This is a genomic window from Parvibaculum sp. (assembly GCF_002684405.1).
Taxonomy (GTDB): domain Bacteria; phylum Pseudomonadota; class Alphaproteobacteria; order Parvibaculales; family Parvibaculaceae; genus Parvibaculum.
In genome coordinates this window covers 1-17,751 of record NZ_NYVD01000118.1, presented here as the reverse complement: position 1 = coordinate 17,751, position 17,751 = coordinate 1, and the positions used below count along the sequence as shown (strand labels likewise).

The window sequence follows — 17,751 nt, the reverse complement described above, 5'->3', positions numbered from 1 at the left end:
TTCTTCCTCATCCTTGCTGCCCAGCCCGAAGACAAGCGCCGCCAGCAGCACGACATGCAGCCCCAGCACAATCGCCAGCCCAACAACGCGGCTCGATCCCGGATGGCCTTCCCGAAAGTCCAGCGAACTCAAATAATCAACTCCTCGAACTAATACTGTCGCCCGCCATGCCGGAACGATGGCATGCAGCCGATAGGCACTCCCGCATTTGCACAACCGGTGCCACGATCATTTGCGGCTCCGCACTTCCCGGCCGAGCGGTGCGTCTGCACGGTAACCAGTTTCCGTAACAGTAAGATCACCCCGTTTGCGACAGGGACGTTTCATGACGAAACCAGCTCCCGGAACGCGCTCTTGAAGTAGAGAAGCGGTTCCGTTTCGCCCGGGCAGTCCACGAAAAGCACCCGCCCCACAAGGATTTCGTGGTCGCCGCCGTCGTGAACCATTTCCAATGCGCAATCGATCGTGGAGCTGTTCTCCGCAAAGAGCGGCGCGCCCGTGACTTCGCTCTGCCAGTCCACACCCTCGAATTTCGGTCCGCCTTTGGAAGAGGCGAATTTTCGGGCAATACCGGCCTGTTCTGCCGAAAGAATGTTCACTCCGAAAAAACCGGCGTCGCGAATGGCTGCGAGCGTGTTGCTGCCGCGGTCCATGCTGACCAGCACCAGGGGCGGGTCCATGGAGAGCGCGGAGAAGGCGCTGACCGTGGTGCCCGCCGGGGCGCCGTCCCGCAGCGTGGTGACAATCGTGACGCCGCTTGCGAAGCAGCCCAGCGCGCCGCGGAACAGATCCGCATCTATTTCGGCCATATCCCGCCTGTCTTTCAATTGAGCGTTCGATCGAGCGTTCATGGGCGCGACCTCAGAACGGCTTGTCGCCATAGACGGGCTTGTAGGTGTCGGCATTACGCCGCCCTTCCGCCCGGCCGCAGACCGAAAGCGCGGTCAGCGCATAGATGAGCGCGCTGTCGGCGAGATCGTCCGGCGTGGGCCGCCAGCGCGGCATGCCCGTGGTGACGGCGGGAATGCGATGCATGTTGAAGACGTTCTGATCGCGCCACATGGAGGAATAGACGGGGTTTGCGCGCTCAAGCGGCCGGCCGAGAGAAAGGCTCGTCGCCCGACCCACCGCGGAAACGAGCGGCGCAACCTCATCGGCATTCGCCTCGAAACCGTGGCGCACCACCATGGGCTCGATGTCGAAGCCGTCGAGATCGAAAAGGCGCATGAGCGCCGTCAACTCATGCTGCACGTCGGCTGCCTTCTGCTTCGGCGTCAGGCCTGCTTCCGTGTAGAGCGACACGACTTCCGTTCCCGCCCCGAAGGAATGCGGAATACCGGCGCGGATGCTGTCGATCTGCGTTTTCGGGATGGAGATGCCGCCTTCGCTTTCATAGCGATGACGCTCCGGATAGGTGCGCCCCCATTCGTGCAGCGCCTCGATGATGGGGCCCAGCCGGTAAATCGGGTTGGGGTGTTCCAGCATGTTTTCCGGCGTATCGAGAATGGGCGTGAAGATGCCCTGCCCGTATATCCGGATACGGAAAACGACATAGCCGCAGCCCTGCCAGGTGAGACCGAAATCGGTACCTTCCGCCGCGATGGCGAAATCGGGCGAGACGCCGCCATGATGGAAAAGGTAATGCGCGCCGATATCCTTGCCGAGATAATCGACGCCGCGGCGCTCCTCGATGGGCTCCGGGCCGATTTCGCCCGGGCAGGCGGTGAGATAAAGCTTGCCGCTCAGGTCGAAGCCGGCCTTCTTCAGCGCCTTGGCCGCGATGAGAAAGCAGCTCATGGGCCCGCGATCATTGGCGATGGGATAGCCGAAGAGCTTGCCGTCTTCGAGCCAGCATTCCTGCCATTCGCGGTTTTCCAGCGTCTCGGGACGATAGCGCGCCGCATCGAGATCCGGCTCCCAGGTGGGGCTTTCGGTATCGAGATGCGCGGTAAAGAGAAGGTTCTTGCCGTCGCCATAGCCGCCATATTCGCCGACAACATTCTGGCGCTCGGGCGTCGCGCCGACATTGCGCGGGGTGAAGCCTTCGCGCTCCAGCCACTCGAAGACGTAGTTGCTCGCCTCGGCCTCATGGCGGGACGGGCTCGGGATATTGCCGAGTTCCAGCGCGAGTTCCGTCAGCTCGTCCTTGTCGATGGAAGCGGAGAGCGCGGCGCGCTCCTCTTCGCCCACCTGATAGGGAGCCGGCATTTTGATATTCAGAAGATCGGTCATTTGCTGTTTTCCCAAGCGCCTTCGATGTCCGCCGTCTTTTTCAGGATGGCGCAATTGAGCTCCAGCGACTGGAGCGCCGCCGCATGCACATCCGCGCCATAGGCGGCGCAGGCGTCATCCGCGATGAAGACGTGATAGTCGCGGTGGAAGGCATCGCGCACCGTGCAGTCCACGCAGCATTCCGTGGTGAGGCCGCAGACGACGAGCGTGTCCACGCCCGCGTCGCACAGCACATCCGCAAAGTCCGTGCCGTAAAAGGCGGAGTATTTCGGCTTCAGCACCACGCGGTCGCCCGGCTGGGGCTGAGGACCGTAGAAGGCAGCGCCCGGCGACCCGGCGCGGCAGACATTGCTTTCCGCTTCCGGATCGCCATGGCGGCGGCGCATCCACTCGCCCCATGACGGGCTGTCGGTTTCCGGCGAGGTGGAGAGGCCGATGAAAATCACCGGCACTCCCGCCTTTCGCGCGGTGGCGATCAGACCTTCGGTCTTGGCGATTGCCGCCGGCACGGCGGACATGTCCACCCCGAAGCCCGCCAGCAGGCCGTCCGGCGCGGCGAAATCGACCTGGATGTCGATCACGCACAGCGCCGTCCGGTCCGGTGCGATCCAGGCCTTCAGATCGCCAATGCCCTCAGACGAGGTATTTTCCACAAGCTCCGTCATGCGAAGTGAGCCCGGAGCTTCGGCAGCACTTCGGCGCCCATGATCTTCAGCCCCTCCACATAGTCGGGGAAGATCAGCATGACGCCGTCGAGCTCGCAGCCTTCGACCTGCTCTTTCAGCTTTTCAAGGCAGGTCGCAGGCGTGCCATGCACGACATGGGTCATGAAGGTTTCCTTCGCCTTCTCGCCCATCACGCTGGAGCTGCCATCGGCTTCCATGCCGTAGGAGCGCATCATGCCCTGCACGGCGCCCCAATCGAGACCTTCCTTGTAGTAGGCGACTTTTTCAGCGGCCTCCTCGTCGGTTTCGCCGAACACGACCGTGCTCATGGCGAAAACCTTGATCGTCTCGTTGTATTCATCGGCAACGCGGCGGGCCATGCGGCTGATGCGCAGCGTGTCTTCCGCGGTCTTGCCGCCGATGAAGCAGGCATCGGTGTTCTGCACGGTGAAGCGCAGGCCGCGCTCCGACTGCCCGGCGCAGATGAGATAAGGGCGCGGGCTCGACATCGGCTTGGGCTCGGAGACGCAATCCTTGAAGGTGAAGAACTCGCCTTCATAGTCGACATGGTCCTTTTCCCACATCGTCCTGACGAGCTTTGCCCACTCCTCCGCATAACGATAGCGACCGTCATGATCGAGGTTCTCAGGCCAGGCGCCCATCTGGTCGAACTCGTCCTTGTAGGAACCGGACACGATGTTGAGCCCGGCGCGGCCGCCCGAAATGTGGTCGAGCGTCGCGATCATCTTCGCGACGACGGCAGGGTTCTGCAGCAGGGTGTGAACCGTAGCGATGATCTTCGCATTCTTCGTCGCCTCGGCGATGCCGGCCATCATGGTGACGGATTCGAGCGAGGTGCCCCAATGCTCTGTCTCGCCGCCAAAGCCGCGCCATTTCATCATCGACATGATGAAATCCAGCCCGATCTCGTCGGCAAGCACCGCCGCGTCGCGGTTCTGCTTGTAGGACGCGTCCAGCTTGGGCGTGTTCTTGGAAATGATCCATCCGCCATTCGCGATGGGGAGGAAAACGCCGAATTGCTTCGTCATTTTGGTACTCTCGTTTCTGGTTTCACGGGACGACCGTGTCCCGTCCTTACTCATGTCATTCGGGGGCGTCAGCTCGACGAGCCGACAGCCTCCATTCGCAATCCCTCTTCTCCCCCGTCTTCAGTCCGATCCTCGGCAGCCGCATCGCCTTCATCGCTTCGCACCGGCGGGCGCATCAGCAGCACCGCGCCGCCGACCACCGCGGGCACGATGGCAAAGAGCAAGAAGGCCGGCACGAACGACCCCGTGGTGTCGCGCACATAGCCGCCGATGAACGGACCGAAAGAGGCAAGGGTCGCCGCCACGTTCACCATCGAGAAAAGCTCGAGATAGGGGCCGCGCCCGAAATAGTTCATCAGCAGCACGCTGGTGGCGAGGAAGGTGGCGCCATAACCGATACCGACCCCCGCCGCATAGAGCAGCAAAATAGGAAAGCTGGTGCCGAGCGTCAGCGCCACCATGCCCACCACGAGGCACATCAGCGACATGAAGAGGAGCTTTTTCGGCTCGAAGAACTCGCCAAGGAAGCCACTGCCCGCGCGCGCTGCGGAATTGAGAAAAGCCTCGACGCTGAGCAGACTGCCGGCGAGCGCCATGGCCACGCCATGCTCCGTCAGATGCGCTACGGAGAGGCTGTTCACCGTGATGCCGCAGAGCAGGAAGGAAACATAGGCCGCCGTGATGATATAGAACTGCGGCGTGCGGAGCGCCTGCGCGACGGTCCAGGTTTCTTTCGTCATGTGGACGCCGGGCGCGGCATCGACAACCGCGTCATTCGCGATCTCTTCGGCCTTCTTGTCCTGCTCTTCGCCTTCGCGGAGGAAGAGCGCGATGATAAGCGCAGCGATGCCGGTCAGGACGGCCGCAATCATCCAGTGCATGCGCCAGTTGTCCCAGACGCCCACCGCGGTGAAATAGATCAGTGGACCGACGATACCGCCCAGACCGCCCAATGTGTAATAGATGCCGAATGCCATGGACTGCTTCTTGAAGCAGCGCGCGATGACATAGGTGCCGGGCACCGTCGCCACGAAGGAAAACCCCGTGCCCGCAAGTATCGTTCCCAGGAAATAGATCCCGATGCCCTGCACTTCATAGAGGCAGAGGAAGCCCGCCACCATCATGGCGCCGCCGAACAGGACGGTCAGACGGACATTGGTGTAGCGGATCATCAGTGCCGGCGGATAGCTCGACAGGCCGCAGGAGATACCGAGCAGGGTGAAACCGAGACCGGCCGAGGTCCAGTCCCAGCCGAGGTCCCGCACCATGTCGGGCAGGACCACGCCGAGAGAGGTGAAAGTGGTCGCGGTGACGAGAAAGAACATCAGGCTGAAAGACAGCAGGACGAACCACGCATATAGGTTGTCACGAAGTTCACTCATAGCGCCTTTTGCCTCCAATACTCTTTCTCGTCACACGCATCATTCGCCGTCAGAAGCGATAGGTCGCCGTCACACGCCACTCGCGGCCCTTGCCGGGCAGAGCGGCGACGTCGCCATAAAGATCCTGAAGCGGGGTGAAGTACTCTTCGTCGAACAGGTTGTTGACGTTGAGCTGCACTTTCCAGTCATAGAAGTCCGCATAGGCCGAGGCCTGCACGAGGTAGTAGTCCGGATAGTGGATGGGGTTGGCGGAGAGACCGGCGGTCTCCGACACGTATCTTACGCCCGCTGTCGCCCCGAGCTGACCCCAGGAGTATTTGTCCGTGGTGTAGGTCGCGAACAGGCTCGCCACGATCTCCGGAATACGGCGGTCTTCGATTTCGCCCGAGTAGTAGGAATTACCCGTGACGCCAGCCATATCGCTGAAGGAGTAGGCAGCCAGCGATCCGCCATAGTTGGTCGCCACATCGGCATAAGGCGTGCCAGCAAAGTCGGACGGGCGGAAGTAGTAGAAGGCGTTGTAGCTGCCGAGGATCTTGGTCTGCTGAGCATTACCCGCGAAGGTGAAGCTCAGATTGTCCGTCGCCAGATAACGCATCTCCAGCTCGATACCCTTGCCTTCGGTCTTATCGACGCTACCGCTGACGGTGTCGTAGATGGTCCTGTGCTGGCGATAGGCGGCGAAGGAGCCCGTGAGGATGCCGTCAAAGGCCTCCAGCTTGATGCCGGCCTCGGTGAGGTCGCCATCGGACAGCCAGGAGCCATTAGCCAGGTTGCCCGGGGCCACGTCGCCTGCCTGACCGAACTCGATGGCCGCGGTCTTGGCATAGGTCACATAAGGACGGAAGCCGTAGGGCAACGGCACCATGGCCATGGCCGAGTAGGTGAACTTCCCATCGTCATTATACTGATGCCCCGGCGTGCAGTAGCAGAGCGTGCCGCGATCAATGGTCTCCGCCGCATACCAGTCGTAACGGCCGGTCAGCGTGATATCGATGGCGCCGCCAAGGTCGGAGTCGAGCATGGCGTAGATACCGGCATCGTTCCAACTCGACTCGACATTGCTGTCCCATCCGTAGCCGGACCCGGCATCGAAGGGAGAGCCCAGCGTATCGTTCGGCGTGGCGCCGACCGAGATGTCGCGGCGATCGAGCGCGATGCCGCCATAGTTGAAGGACTCTTTCTTGGTCGCCGAGTAGTAGCGGTTGGACACACCGACATTGTAGTCGAGCGTGAACGGCACGAATGCCAGATCCGGCGCGAAGCTGCCGGTGTAGCTGAGACGCCCTTCGCCCGTATAGGCTTCGTAGTCGGCCGGGAAGCCGTAGCTCACGAAACGCTCATTGCCGAGCGAGTCGAAGAAGAGCTGGAACCTGAGCTTCGAGCCGTCGGCGTATTCGTGAACGAGATCCCCGAACAAGGTAACCGTGTAGGTCTCGGAGAAATCCCTGTCGCTGATGTAGACGTTTTTAGGGTCCAGTTTGGTGGTTCCGACACCGGTGTCCAAGGTGCGTGCCGTGGGATCGGCGTCACAGAAACCGAAACACTGCGGATAACTCGTCAGCCCGCCGGCCGGCAACTCGCCATAGTCGAGATAGCCATTGCCGTTCGCGTCCGTGACACTGGTATTGCGGCCGGTGGTGTAGGTACCATTGTCGATCAGGTCCTGGGTCAGACGGTTCCAGCCCGGCGTCTGCACATAGCCGTCGGAATGGTAGAACATGCCGCCTACCTTGAACGACCAGCCATTGTTCATATCGAAATCGCCGGTCGTCTGCAGGAGCTGATGCTCCGGCGTGATGCCATTGTAGAAGCTGCCGGAATCCTCGATCTCGCCATAGACATAGAGGCCGCCGTCGGTATTGCCGAAGCTCATCGGAATACCGGCTTGGAAGCTGCCGTTCTTCTTGTCATAGGACCCGAAAGTGCCCGAGACCTCGCCCGTCACGTCGGTGAGGTAGCCGGCTTCTTCCGAAATCTTCGCGGTCTTGGGCTCGAGGTTCATCGAGCCGCCGACCTTGCCCGGACCGAAATTCGCCGTGGGCGGGCCGCGCAGAATGTCCACGCGCGAGGTGGAGCCAAGCGGCGTCTGATAGGTGCCGCGGTTTTCGATGCGCTTGAAGCCGTGGAAATAGGTTTCGGCCAGAAGACCGCGCACATTCAGCGCGCCTTCCACACCATAGAAAGACGCGGTGAACGTGCCCGGCGATACGGCGGCCAGGTCGTTGACCGTCGTCACACCATAGGCGTCAAGCGTGTCGTCGCTGACGAATGTCGCAGAGCGCGCCGTTTCGAGCAGCGGCTTGTCGATACCAAAAAGCAGGTCGCTCGGCTGTTGCTCCAGCAGCCCCGCCTTGTCGCGTTCGGAAATCACGACCATCTCGGCCGCCTTCTTGCCGTCGTCCGCTTCGCCATCCGTGGTCTCGGAAGACGAGGTGGACAAGGTCATCACAGGTACGTCGTCACCCGTCGCGGTTTCTCCACCTGCTTCCTGCGCGTGAACAACACGCGGCAAGGTCGTGGTGCCGATCATCAGCACCATCATCGAAACAGAGGAGAGAAGTAATTTTCTTCGCATGCCAGAAGCCCCCTTCACACAAACAAGGCCGCGCTACCAACAAGGTGCATGAGCGGCAGGGACTAGAAGAGCAATAGGCGTGCCAGATGGACAATCTGTTGATTTAATTGACTTTTCGGTTTTTCGGCACTCCGGAACTGACTTCTTGTCAGCCTCTATCCCCAAGGCTACGGCATGACCTGCCACCGATTTCGGCACCGACGAGGCGCCGGGCGTATTCAGACAAGTATGCGTTCGCGTTCCCTCGTTCAGGGGGCAGATTGATTGCAGAAAGACGCAGCGCCTAGCCGCATTCGCCGCAAACAGGCTTGCGGGAAACACGGCCACGCGCCGGACCGCGGCGGGGTCAACACCGCATGAAACAGGGCTATTTCGTCACTTTCGCAAAGTCATACCCCGTTTATGGACGGTTTCGCCCTGCCCGCCTCTCTGCCGCATTGTTCGGCACTCGCGCCGCCGGGGCAGATCGCGCGTTTCATGTGCGGCAAAGGATTGGGCGCATCGAAACAAGATCACTTCATAGAAGATGAGTAGCCTTCTTCAACCAAGTGACAGTGATTGATGAAGTGACCATGGCGCCTCAATTGAAACTGCGTGAGCTGAAACCAGGCTTTGGCGCGGAAATACTGGATGTAGACCTCACGACAGCGGATAATGAAACGCTGGATGCGGTCGTGGATACGTTCAACCAGCGCGGCGCCATCCTGCTGCGTGGCCAGGAAATGGAGCCGGACGACCTGATGTCGTTCATCTCGCGTTTCGGCCAGCCGGAAGGCCATACGCAGAAACAGTTCACGCTGCCCGGCTATCCTGAAATTTTCATTCTCTCCAATCGCGAAGTCGACGGGAAACCGATCGGCGCCCATAATGACGGCGTCGGATGGCATACGGACTATTCCTACAAGGAAGAACCCGTCAAGTGCACCATGCTCTATGCCAAGGAAGTGCCGCCGGAAGGCAGCGACACGCTGCTGGCCGATCAGTGCGCCGCCTACAACGCATTGAGCGAGGAACGCAAGGCGGAGCTCGACGGCCTCAAACTGCATCACAGCTACCAGCACCTGATGTCCACGCGCGAATTCGGCCGCATGGAGCTTTCCGAAGAGATGAAAGCGGCCAATCCCGATGTCATCCATCCGCTTATCCGGACGCATCCTGCCAATGGACGCAAGGCGCTCTGGGTGAGCACCGGCACGGTGAAAGAGATTGTCGGCATGCCCAACCCGGAAGGGCTGGAGCTTGTGGACGAGCTCGTGGATTTCGTCACAAGGGACGAATTCGTGCACCGGCACAAATGGCAGGTCGGCGACATTCTCATGTGGGACAATCGCTGCACGCTGCATACGGGCACGGTCTATGACGACACCAAATATTACCGCCTGATGCATCGCCTCTGGGTGAAGGGCGACAAACCCTACTGATCGGCTTTCCCGTCAGTTCCGAATTTACGGGAGAGGATCCCATGACAGAGCGCGACACGCGTATTTGGTGGATTACGGGCGTCAGCAGCGGTCTCGGCCGCGCCGTCGCCCTCGCCGCGTTACGGCTGGGCGATCATGTCGCCGGCACGGTACGACGCGAAGAGGACCGGGCGGCATTCGAAGCGCTCGCCCCGGGCCTTGCGCATGGCTATCTGCTCGATGTGACCGAGCAGGAGGCGGTGCGGGAAACCGCCGCGCGCATCGAGGCCGATCTCGGTCCCATCGACATCCTGGTGAACAATGCAGGCTACGGGCTGGTGGGCGCGGTCGAGGAAGCGTCCATGGATGAGATCAGGGCGCAGTTCGATGTGAATTTCTTCGGCGCGGTTGCCGTCATCCAGTCGGTTCTGCCCTATATGCGGGCACGCCGCGCCGGCCGCATCATCAACATCACCTCGGTGAGCGGCCTTGCGCCATGGTGGGGCACCGGAATCTATGGAGCCAGCAAATTCGCGATGGAGTGCGTCGGCCAGACGCTGGCGGAAGAAGTCGCCCCGCTCGGCATCAAGGTCACGAATGTGGAACCGGGCGGCCTTCGGACGGAATTTGCCGGCGGATCCATGTCCTTCACGGCGCGCGAGATCGAGGATTACAACGAGACCGCGCATGAGGCGCGGCGGATTTTCGCCGATCATGCGGGCGAGGAACCGGGCGATCCGGTGAAGGCGGCGCTCGCCATTCTGCATATCGCGGATGCGGAGGAACCGCCGCTGCACCTGCTGCTGGGGGCCGATGCACTTTTCTATGTCGGCCGGAAGCTTGGCGCTTTCCAGGCGGAGATAGCCCGCTGGGCGCAGATCAGCCTTTCGACCGGTTTCGACGAACGCGAGTGACGTCATTCACGCCCCGAGAAATGACCCGAGAAATGAAAAGGCCCGCACACCGGCGGGCCTTTTTTCGTTCGTGCATGTCCGTTCAGGCGGGACGCTTGTCCTCGGCGATCGTCACGCGGAAACCGGAGCGTGTCTGCGGGAAATAGTCCCAGACGGCAAGATGCCAGGTGCAGCGATTGTCCCAGAAGGCGATCGAGTTGGGCTGCCAGCGGAAGCGCACCTGGAAGTTCGGGTTGGAGCAGTGCTTGTAGAGCATCTGCAGGATGCCGTCGCTTTCGTCTTTCCTCATGCCCACGATTTTGGTGGTGTAGGAAGGATTGACGAAAATGCCCTTCTTGCCCGATACGGGGTGCGTGCGCACGACGGGGTGTTCGTTGCACGGGAACTTCTTGTCCGGATCGTTCGTGATCGGACGATAGACGTGCTCTCCATCATGTACCGCATAAAGCCCATCAAGATAGGCCTTCATACGGTCCGACAGCGCATCATAAGCGGCATACATGCTGGCAAAGAGCGTGTCGCCGCCGACTTCCGGCACGGTGTGCAGATAGAGAATGCTGCCCATGGGCGGGATTTCATTGCAGGTCAGGTCGGAATGCCAGTTGTCGCCTGCGATGAATTTGGAGTTCGCATCCGCATGGATCGCCACGATTTCCGGATGATCGGCAAGGCCGGCCACGCCGCTATGGATCGCCAGCTCGCCAAAGGCCTTGCCCAGCGTCTTATGCCCGTCATGGTCGATATGCTGATCGCGGAAGAAAATGACCTGATAATCGGTGATGGCCTGCCGCAGCTCGGCAATGACCGGATCGGTTAGCGGCTCCGAAAGATCGACACCAAAAATCTCGGCGCCGATATTCGCCGTCATCGGTTTGATCTCAAGGATTTCGTAGTCCATCTGCACTCATCCTTACAGAAAGTCCGGTTATTGCCCCGGCGGGGCTCCGCTGCCGGAAATATGTCGCTGTCTCAAACCTATCCAAAAGCCGTGCCAGATACTTGTTCTGAAGCGCCCTTCGCTTTGACCGGCGGGCGCCGCCCTACCTGCCGGGCTCACATACCGAATGCATAGGTCTCGTAATCGGTGACGCCGCTTTCGCGCACGGCCCTCAATGCCTTTCCATATTCCACGAGAATGCGCAGCGCGTGATCGCACCGCCCGGCGACCATCTTTTCCTCGTCCGAGGAAGGCTCGCCATTCAGCATTTTCGAGACGTGGCGGATGATGACGTGATCGGGAATCCAGCAGATATGGTTGTTCTTGTAACCGCTGGTGCGCAGCTCCGCGACGGGATAGGAGCCGCCCAGCGAGGCGGACACCGAAACGATAAGACCCGGCTTGTTGGCCAATTCCTTCGAGCACAGGAGCAAGAAGTTCTTGAGCGCGGGCGGCACCATGCCGTGCCATTCCGGCGTCACGACAATGATGGCATCGGCTTCGGTCAACTCCGCAGAAACGGGTGCCCAAGCTTCCTTGAGCGGCGAGGGATCGCCGGTGAACATGCTCTGATCCCAAAGCGGCAGCGGGCCCGAGCCCAGCTCCAGCAGATAGACCGATGTTCCTTCGCATAACTTCGCGACGCGCTTTTCAAGGTAGCGCGCGACTTTCAGAGATTGCGATTCCGGGCGCTGGCTCCCGGAAACGATAGCGATCTTCATGGGCTACACCCTTTCGGCTCTTCTTCGTTCGAAATTCCGGCAAAGCCTAGAAGAGAGCCGGGTCGAGCGTCTTGCGCCCTCACGCTCGATTGCTTGCACAAAACGCCTCCGCCCCGGACCGGGACGGCGCGATGCTGAAAATGCGGGCAGCGATGCGGCAAAGCTGTGCAGACCGCCATCCCCGCTCCGCCCGGGAACAAAGTTTTTGGGCGGCATACCGCAAGAGTGCGTAAGCGGAAGCCGATAGTCTTTTCGGTGTGAAGGGCCTTCTTCCGCCGCCTTTGGCGCCTATGCGCCGCCGGCTCGGACCGTTCCTCGGGCAGGCCCCGACACGGCAACCCTCCATCGGCCCGATTGTTGCGTAGGAGCCGTATGGAGGGCCCGTGTCATTCGCAAGGGACCGCCGCGCACCCTGCCGGCGGCAAGCAAATGTCACAACCGACAAGAGGCAAACGCATATGACCGACAATCCGCTGAACGAGGAATTTTTCCAGAGCCTGGAAAGCTCCGTTGTCGACGTGCTGGATGCCGAGACGCTGCCGCCGGCCTGCTACACCAGCGACGCCTTTTTCGAATTCGAGAAGGAAGCGCTCTTCAACCATGAATGGCTCTGCGTCGGCCGCGTGGAACAGGTGAAGAATCCCGGCGATTACTTCACGGTCACTCACATCAACGAACCGCTCATCATCTGCCGCACACGGGAAAACGAGCTGAAGGCGCTGTCGGCCGTGTGCCAGCACCGCGCCATGCTGGTGGCGGAAGGACGCGGCAACACGCGCGGCTTCGTGTGCCCCTATCACCACTGGACCTATGCGCTGGACGGACGCCTTTCAGGCGCACCGGCGATGAACAAGACCTGCAACTTCCAGCGCGAAGACGTCCGCCTGCCGGAAATCAAAACCGAGGTGTGGGAAGGCTTCATCTTCATCAATTTCGACGAGAACGCAGCGCCCCTCTCTCCGCGCCTGACGACGGTGCAGGAGACGTTCAAGAACTACGACCTTGCCAATGCCGAAGGCCCCGCGCCGGACGAGCCCTTGAAGTTCGAGTGGAACTGGAAGGTCCAGATGGAAAACAACAATGACGGCTACCATGCCAGTCGTCTGCATCAGGGGCCGTTGCACGAGTTCATTCCGAGCGAGCTGTGCAGCTTCCCGCCGGTACCCGAGGGAGCTGCGGGCTATCTGCGCTTCAACGGGGCGCTCCATATGGACCCGGCCTTCAACCCCACGCAAAAGGCGGTATTGCCGGTATTTCCGAAGCTGACGGACGAAGAGCGCCACCGCGTGATGTTTGCCAATGTGCCGCCGACGCTGTCGCTGGTGATGACGTCGAGCATGGTGATCTATCTCATCCTGCATGCGGAATCGGCGCAGGAACACTCCATGACCATCGGTCTTCTGATGGCGCCGGGCGCCATGGAACACCCGATGTTCGAGGAACTCATGGATTTCACCATGAAGCACACGATCGAGATCACAAGCCAGGACCAGCATGTAGACGAGCTGGTGCAGGTGGGCCTCAATTCCCGCTTCGCGCCGCGCGGGCGCTACTCATGGCAGGAGCAGGCTCAGAGCGATCTCAATGTCTGGCTGGTGCAGCGCTACAAGGAAACCTGGGACCGCATGAAAGCCGGCGCCTGACCCTATTTTCACAACCGCCGAGAAACGAAAGAGCGAAAAATGACACCCCCCGCCGCGACCAAGCGCATGCCCGCCATCTTCATCGGACATGGAAGTCCGGGCAATGTGATGGAAGACAATTTCTTCACGCGCATGTGGGAAAGGCTGGGGAAGGAAATCGGCAAGCCCCGCGCCATCATCTGCGTTTCCGCCCATTGGTGCACAAGGGGCGTTCGCGTGACGGGGCAGATCCACCCCCGCACCATCCATGATTTCGGCGGCTTTCCGCAGGAAATGTATCAGATGGAATATCCCGCGCCGGGCGATCCGGCGCTGGCTGCGGAGCTTGTCCGCTGTCTCTCCCCGCTCGATGCCGAGATCGACCATGAGTGGGGCTACGATCATGGTAGCTGGGCGGTCCTCAAAAAGATCTATCCGAATGCGGACGTTCCCCTTATTCAGCTCAGCATGGATATTCGCAAACCCCATGACTGGCATTACGAGGTGGGAAAGAAACTTGCCGCTTTCCGCGACGAAGGCGTTCTCGTCATGGGCAGCGGCAATATCGTGCATAACCTGCCGGAAATGAACTGGCGCATGCGCGACGGGAGCTATGACTGGGCAGCCCGTTTCGGCGACTACATTCGCGAAAGCATCGCCTCGGACGAACCGGAAAAGCTTGTCGATTACGAGAGTTTCGGGCGGGATGCCAGGCTTTCCGTTCCCTCGCCCGACCATTACTGGCCGCTTCTCTATGTCATGGGCGCGCGCGCGGAAGGCGAGCCGGTGCATTTCGAGACGCCCGTCGTCGAATATGGTTCGCTCGACATGACGACCATCGTTATCGGGGCCTGAGCCCTAGCTGTTTTTGCGGCAATTTCGGGCGCATGACTGCCTGAATAGAAGGCAGCGTCGATCGGCAGGGCCAAATCATCAATTTCCGCTGCGCGGGCATGCAAGACGCTCCGCCCTTGTCGCCTCTACTCTTTTCGTCAGGGTCGAAATTGTGTCCGGCCCCGGCGTTGGAAGAGGAGTGGACGATGGATCAGATGTTGGCAAGCAAGGGCTCTGCCGGAACCGACCGTAGCGAGCCGACCGGGCTCCACATGCTGCGGGCGACCCCCGAAACGGTGCATTGGGGCTATTTCGATGCCTCGATTGCCCCGGCGCTGACCGTCAAGAGCGGCGCTCTCATCCAGGCCGAAGCGCTGACGCATCACGCGGGCGACGCGCCCGACCTGATGATGGATGAATCCGTGCGCCACATCTACGACACCGTGCCGGAAGCGGACCGCAATCCCGGCGTGCATCTGATGACCGGCCCGATCTATGTAGAAGACGCCAAACCCGGCGACATGCTGGAAGTGCGCTATCTGCGCATGGTGCCGCGCTTCGACTATGGCTCGAACCTCGCCGCCAACTGGGGCCATCTCTACAAGGAATTCGGCGAGAAGGAACGCGTGACGATCTACAAGATCGACCGCTCCACCAATCTCGCGGAGGCGCATTACGCCTATGACTATCCGGGCCTCTACGAGACACCCGGCAAGATCACCAATTGCCCGGAATGCGACCGGCAGCGCGCCTTGAACGGCGTGCGGGTGCCGATCCGCCCGCATCTGGGCACGGCGGGCGTGGCGCCCGACCAGCCCGGCCGCGTCAGCACCATTCCGCCCGGCGCGCATGGCGGCAATATCGACAATTGGCGCATCGGCGCGGGCGCAACGATGTTCTATCCGGTGCAGGTGGAAGGCGGGCTCTTCTCCGTCGGCGACCCGCATGTCTCGCAGGGCGACGGCGAAATCAGCGGCACGGCCATCGAGGCCTCGCTCGACGTGCTCTTCCAGATCGTGCTGCGCAAGGACTTCGAGTTCCCCTCGCCGCTGCTGGAAACGCCGAGCTACTGGATCGTGCACGGCTTCGACGAGGACCTGGACAATGCGATGCGCAACGCCTCGCTCGACATGCTCAAATTCCTCAATGAGGAGCAGGACCTCAGCAAGGACGACGCCTATTCGCTGATGAGCATCACGGCGGATTTTACCGTAACGCAGGTGGTGGACGGCCGGCAGGGCGTGCATGTGAAAGTGCCGCGCAGCATCTTCCCCACCGGCAAGAAATGAACTTCTCGTAAGGCGGGCACGCTTCTTGCTGCCGTAGGGGCAGGTATTTGCAGCCAGCGGCATGGATGCCGGGTTCTTTGGCTGACAAGAGCGCGCGAGGCCGTTGCGGCTGCACAAATTGTCAGCATACAGCATCCCGAACAGGCAATGTTCGGGATGCACGTTTGTAACAAGAGTGCGTGACCCCAATGGAAGCCTGGCGCTTTTCCACAGAAGCCTATCCGAAACCCGACCGCTATGAGGCCTGGCAGGATGTCATGCGCCGCCTGGCACTGAAGCCGACCGGCCATGAAACGGAAGAAGGGGCCTATGGCCTTCTCTCCGTCGTCACCACCCATTCCGGTATCAACTTCACACGGCTCATCTCCACGCCGCAGGAACTCACCCCGATCCAGGAGATCAACCGCGAGATCGGCAAGGACGGCGTCTGGGTCGTCTCGGTTCTCGAAGGCCGCATGACGTTTCACGATGGCGGCAACGACCTCAAGGCCATGTCGGGCGATATCGTTTACGCAGCCGTCGGCTCTCACACCACGCTGACGCTCGATACCAATTGCCGCCTCATCATGATCCATATTCCAAGCTCGGCTTTCCGGCCGAAGCTGATGGCGCCGCTCCCGACCAAGGTCATCCATATGTCGGGCCGGGCGGGCGTGGGCCATGTGCTGGCGGGCTTTCTCGCTTCCGTGGGCGAGGCGCTTGAAGACCTCAGCGTCGACCAGCTCCGCCCCATCGAGATGGCATTGCCGGAATTCCTGATGGCGGGGATTTTCCGCCAGGCGGATACGCGCGCGCTTGGCGGGGCGGCGGGCGTGCGCGCGGCGCTGCTGCATCGCATCTGCCAGACCATCGAATCCCATCTCAGCGATCCCGATCTCTCGCTGACGCGGATCGCGGAAGAACACGGCATTTCGCCGCGCTATGTGCAGAAGCTGTTCGAATCCGTCGGACAGAGCTTCGGACGCTATGTGCGGTTCCGCCGTCTGGAGCGCTGCCGCTACGACCTTGAAAGCCCGGTGCATGCGCAGCTTTCGATCTCGGATATCTGCTTTCGCTGGGGCTTTAACGACGCGGCGCATTTCAGCCGCGCGTTTCGCGACCACTACAAGGTGTCGCCGCGGGAGTTCCGCCGCTCCGGCCTTGCCGCCGTGCCGGATGACGGCCCATGGACGATCAATCGCGGGCGGCCCGACGACAAGGAGAGCGGCCGGTCCGACCTGCAGGAAACGGACGCTTCCTCCGGCCCCGCCCCGGCGGAAGAGGATGGCGAGTTGCAGGTGCTTTCGCCGCCCGAGGCGACGACCACCGAATCCAAGGGGGGTGGGCCTGCCCATCACTACCTGCCGGTCACACGAAAGACGGTGCATTGGGGCTATTTCAGCCGCTTCCTACCGCCTGTGGTGGAAATGAAGTCGGGCGACTTCATCACCATCGAAACGCTGACGCATCACGCCAATGACGATCATGAGCGCATGGTCGAAGGCGATCCCGGCGCTGAAGATGTGTTTCACTGGACGGAAGACAGCAAGAATGTGGACCGGCGCGGGGCAGGACCGCTCGATGCCTCGACCTATGGACGCGGCGCGGGCGAAGGCTTCGGCGTTCACATCATGACCGGTCCGGTGGCCGTGGAGGATTCCAAACCCGGCGACATTATCGAACTGCGGATTCTCGATATTGCGCTTCGGCCCAGCGCGAGCCAGCGCTTTGCCGGGCGCAGCTTCGGCAGCAATGCGGCGGCCTGGTGGGGTTTCCATTACAGCGACCTCATCACACCGCCCGCGCCGCGCGAAGTGGTCACGATCTACGAGATCGACAAGCGCCACGGGAAGGAATGCGCCCGCGCCGTCTACAACTATCGCTGGACGCCGCAAACCGATCCGTTCGGCGTGACGCATGAGAAAATCGACTATCCCGGCGTGCGGGTGGACCCGACCACGGTGGAAAAGAATTTCGACGTATTGAAGGATGTCGAAATTCCGCTGCGCCCGCATTTCGGCGTCATTGCGCTGGCGCCGGACCATCGCGGCATCGTGGACAGCGTGCCGCCCGCGCATTTCGGCGGCAATCTCGACAATTGGCGGCTGGGGCCGGGTTCGCGCATCTTCCTCCCCGTCGCCGTGGCGG

14 protein-coding genes are annotated in these 17,751 nt (G+C 61.2%); 6 read left to right on the top strand and 8 right to left on the bottom strand.

What is annotated here, in order from left to right; all coding sequences use genetic code 11:
• Window positions 1–323: 323 nt before the first annotated feature.
• From CMI59_RS11175 to CMI59_RS11150, 6 genes are all read right to left on the bottom strand, one after another.
• Window positions 324–809: a flavin reductase family protein gene (locus CMI59_RS11175; protein WP_293328336.1), complete on the bottom strand. Its 486-nt coding sequence runs from the start codon at window positions 807–809 to the stop codon at window positions 324–326.
• 52 nt (window positions 810–861) lie between these two features.
• A complete protein-coding gene (locus CMI59_RS11170) occupies window positions 862–2,232 on the bottom strand; it encodes a peptidase M20 (RefSeq protein ID WP_293328335.1) in 1,371 nt (456 codons plus the stop codon).
• Window positions 2,229–2,897: an isochorismatase family cysteine hydrolase gene (locus CMI59_RS11165; RefSeq protein ID WP_293328334.1), complete on the bottom strand. Its 669-nt coding sequence runs from the start codon at window positions 2,895–2,897 to the stop codon at window positions 2,229–2,231. Before CMI59_RS11165 ends, CMI59_RS11170 begins: the two co-directional genes overlap by 4 nt.
• Window positions 2,894–3,946: an LLM class flavin-dependent oxidoreductase gene (locus CMI59_RS11160; RefSeq protein ID WP_293328333.1), complete on the bottom strand. Its 1,053-nt coding sequence runs from the start codon at window positions 3,944–3,946 to the stop codon at window positions 2,894–2,896. Before CMI59_RS11160 ends, CMI59_RS11165 begins: the two co-directional genes overlap by 4 nt.
• 68 nt (window positions 3,947–4,014) lie before the next feature.
• Complete coding sequence (locus tag CMI59_RS11155; protein ID WP_293328332.1) at window positions 4,015–5,328, bottom strand: MFS transporter; 1,314 nt, start codon at window positions 5,326–5,328, stop codon at window positions 4,015–4,017.
• Window positions 5,329–5,377: 49 nt separating this feature from the next.
• Window positions 5,378–7,906, bottom strand: coding sequence for a TonB-dependent receptor (locus CMI59_RS11150; protein ID WP_293328331.1), 2,529 nt, complete (start codon window positions 7,904–7,906; stop codon window positions 5,378–5,380).
• Between the two features lie 572 nt (window positions 7,907–8,478).
• On the opposite strand from CMI59_RS11150, the gene CMI59_RS11145 reads away from it, so the two are divergent.
• Both CMI59_RS11145 and CMI59_RS11140 read left to right on the top strand, forming a co-directional pair.
• Entirely contained in the window at window positions 8,479–9,327 is an 849-nt protein-coding gene (locus CMI59_RS11145; RefSeq protein ID WP_293328330.1) for a TauD/TfdA family dioxygenase, read from the top strand.
• 41 nt (window positions 9,328–9,368) lie between these two features.
• Window positions 9,369–10,220: an oxidoreductase gene (locus CMI59_RS11140; RefSeq protein ID WP_293328329.1), complete on the top strand. Its 852-nt coding sequence runs from the start codon at window positions 9,369–9,371 to the stop codon at window positions 10,218–10,220.
• Between the two features lie 82 nt (window positions 10,221–10,302).
• Here the strand turns inward: CMI59_RS11140 and CMI59_RS11135 are convergent, their stop codons facing one another.
• Both CMI59_RS11135 and CMI59_RS11130 read right to left on the bottom strand, forming a co-directional pair.
• The gene (locus CMI59_RS11135; protein WP_293328328.1) at window positions 10,303–11,118 is read right to left on the bottom strand and encodes a TauD/TfdA family dioxygenase; all 816 of its coding nucleotides are present in this window, start codon (window positions 11,116–11,118) and stop codon (window positions 10,303–10,305) included.
• Window positions 11,119–11,273: 155 nt separating this feature from the next.
• Complete coding sequence (locus tag CMI59_RS11130; RefSeq protein WP_293328327.1) at window positions 11,274–11,879, bottom strand: NAD(P)H-dependent oxidoreductase; 606 nt, start codon at window positions 11,877–11,879, stop codon at window positions 11,274–11,276.
• A 458-nt stretch (window positions 11,880–12,337) separates the two neighbouring features.
• Here CMI59_RS11130 and CMI59_RS11125 point away from each other — a divergent pair, with 458 nt between their 5' ends.
• The 4 genes from CMI59_RS11125 to CMI59_RS11110 form a co-directional block, all read left to right on the top strand.
• On the top strand, window positions 12,338–13,522 hold the full coding sequence (locus CMI59_RS11125; protein WP_293328326.1) for an SRPBCC family protein: 1,185 nt from the start codon (window positions 12,338–12,340) through the stop codon (window positions 13,520–13,522).
• A gap of 39 nt (window positions 13,523–13,561) precedes the next feature.
• Window positions 13,562–14,356 carry a 4,5-DOPA dioxygenase extradiol gene (gene ygiD, locus CMI59_RS11120; RefSeq protein ID WP_293328325.1) on the top strand — a complete coding sequence of 265 codons (795 nt, stop codon included), beginning with the start codon at window positions 13,562–13,564 and terminating at the stop codon, window positions 14,354–14,356.
• Between the two features lie 185 nt (window positions 14,357–14,541).
• Window positions 14,542–15,624, top strand: a complete 1,083-nt coding sequence (locus CMI59_RS11115) for an acetamidase/formamidase family protein (RefSeq protein ID WP_293328324.1) — start codon at window positions 14,542–14,544, stop codon at window positions 15,622–15,624.
• 188 nt (window positions 15,625–15,812) lie between these two features.
• A partial coding sequence (locus CMI59_RS11110) for a helix-turn-helix domain-containing protein (RefSeq protein WP_293328323.1) occupies window positions 15,813–17,751 on the top strand: 1,939 nt, incomplete at its 3' end.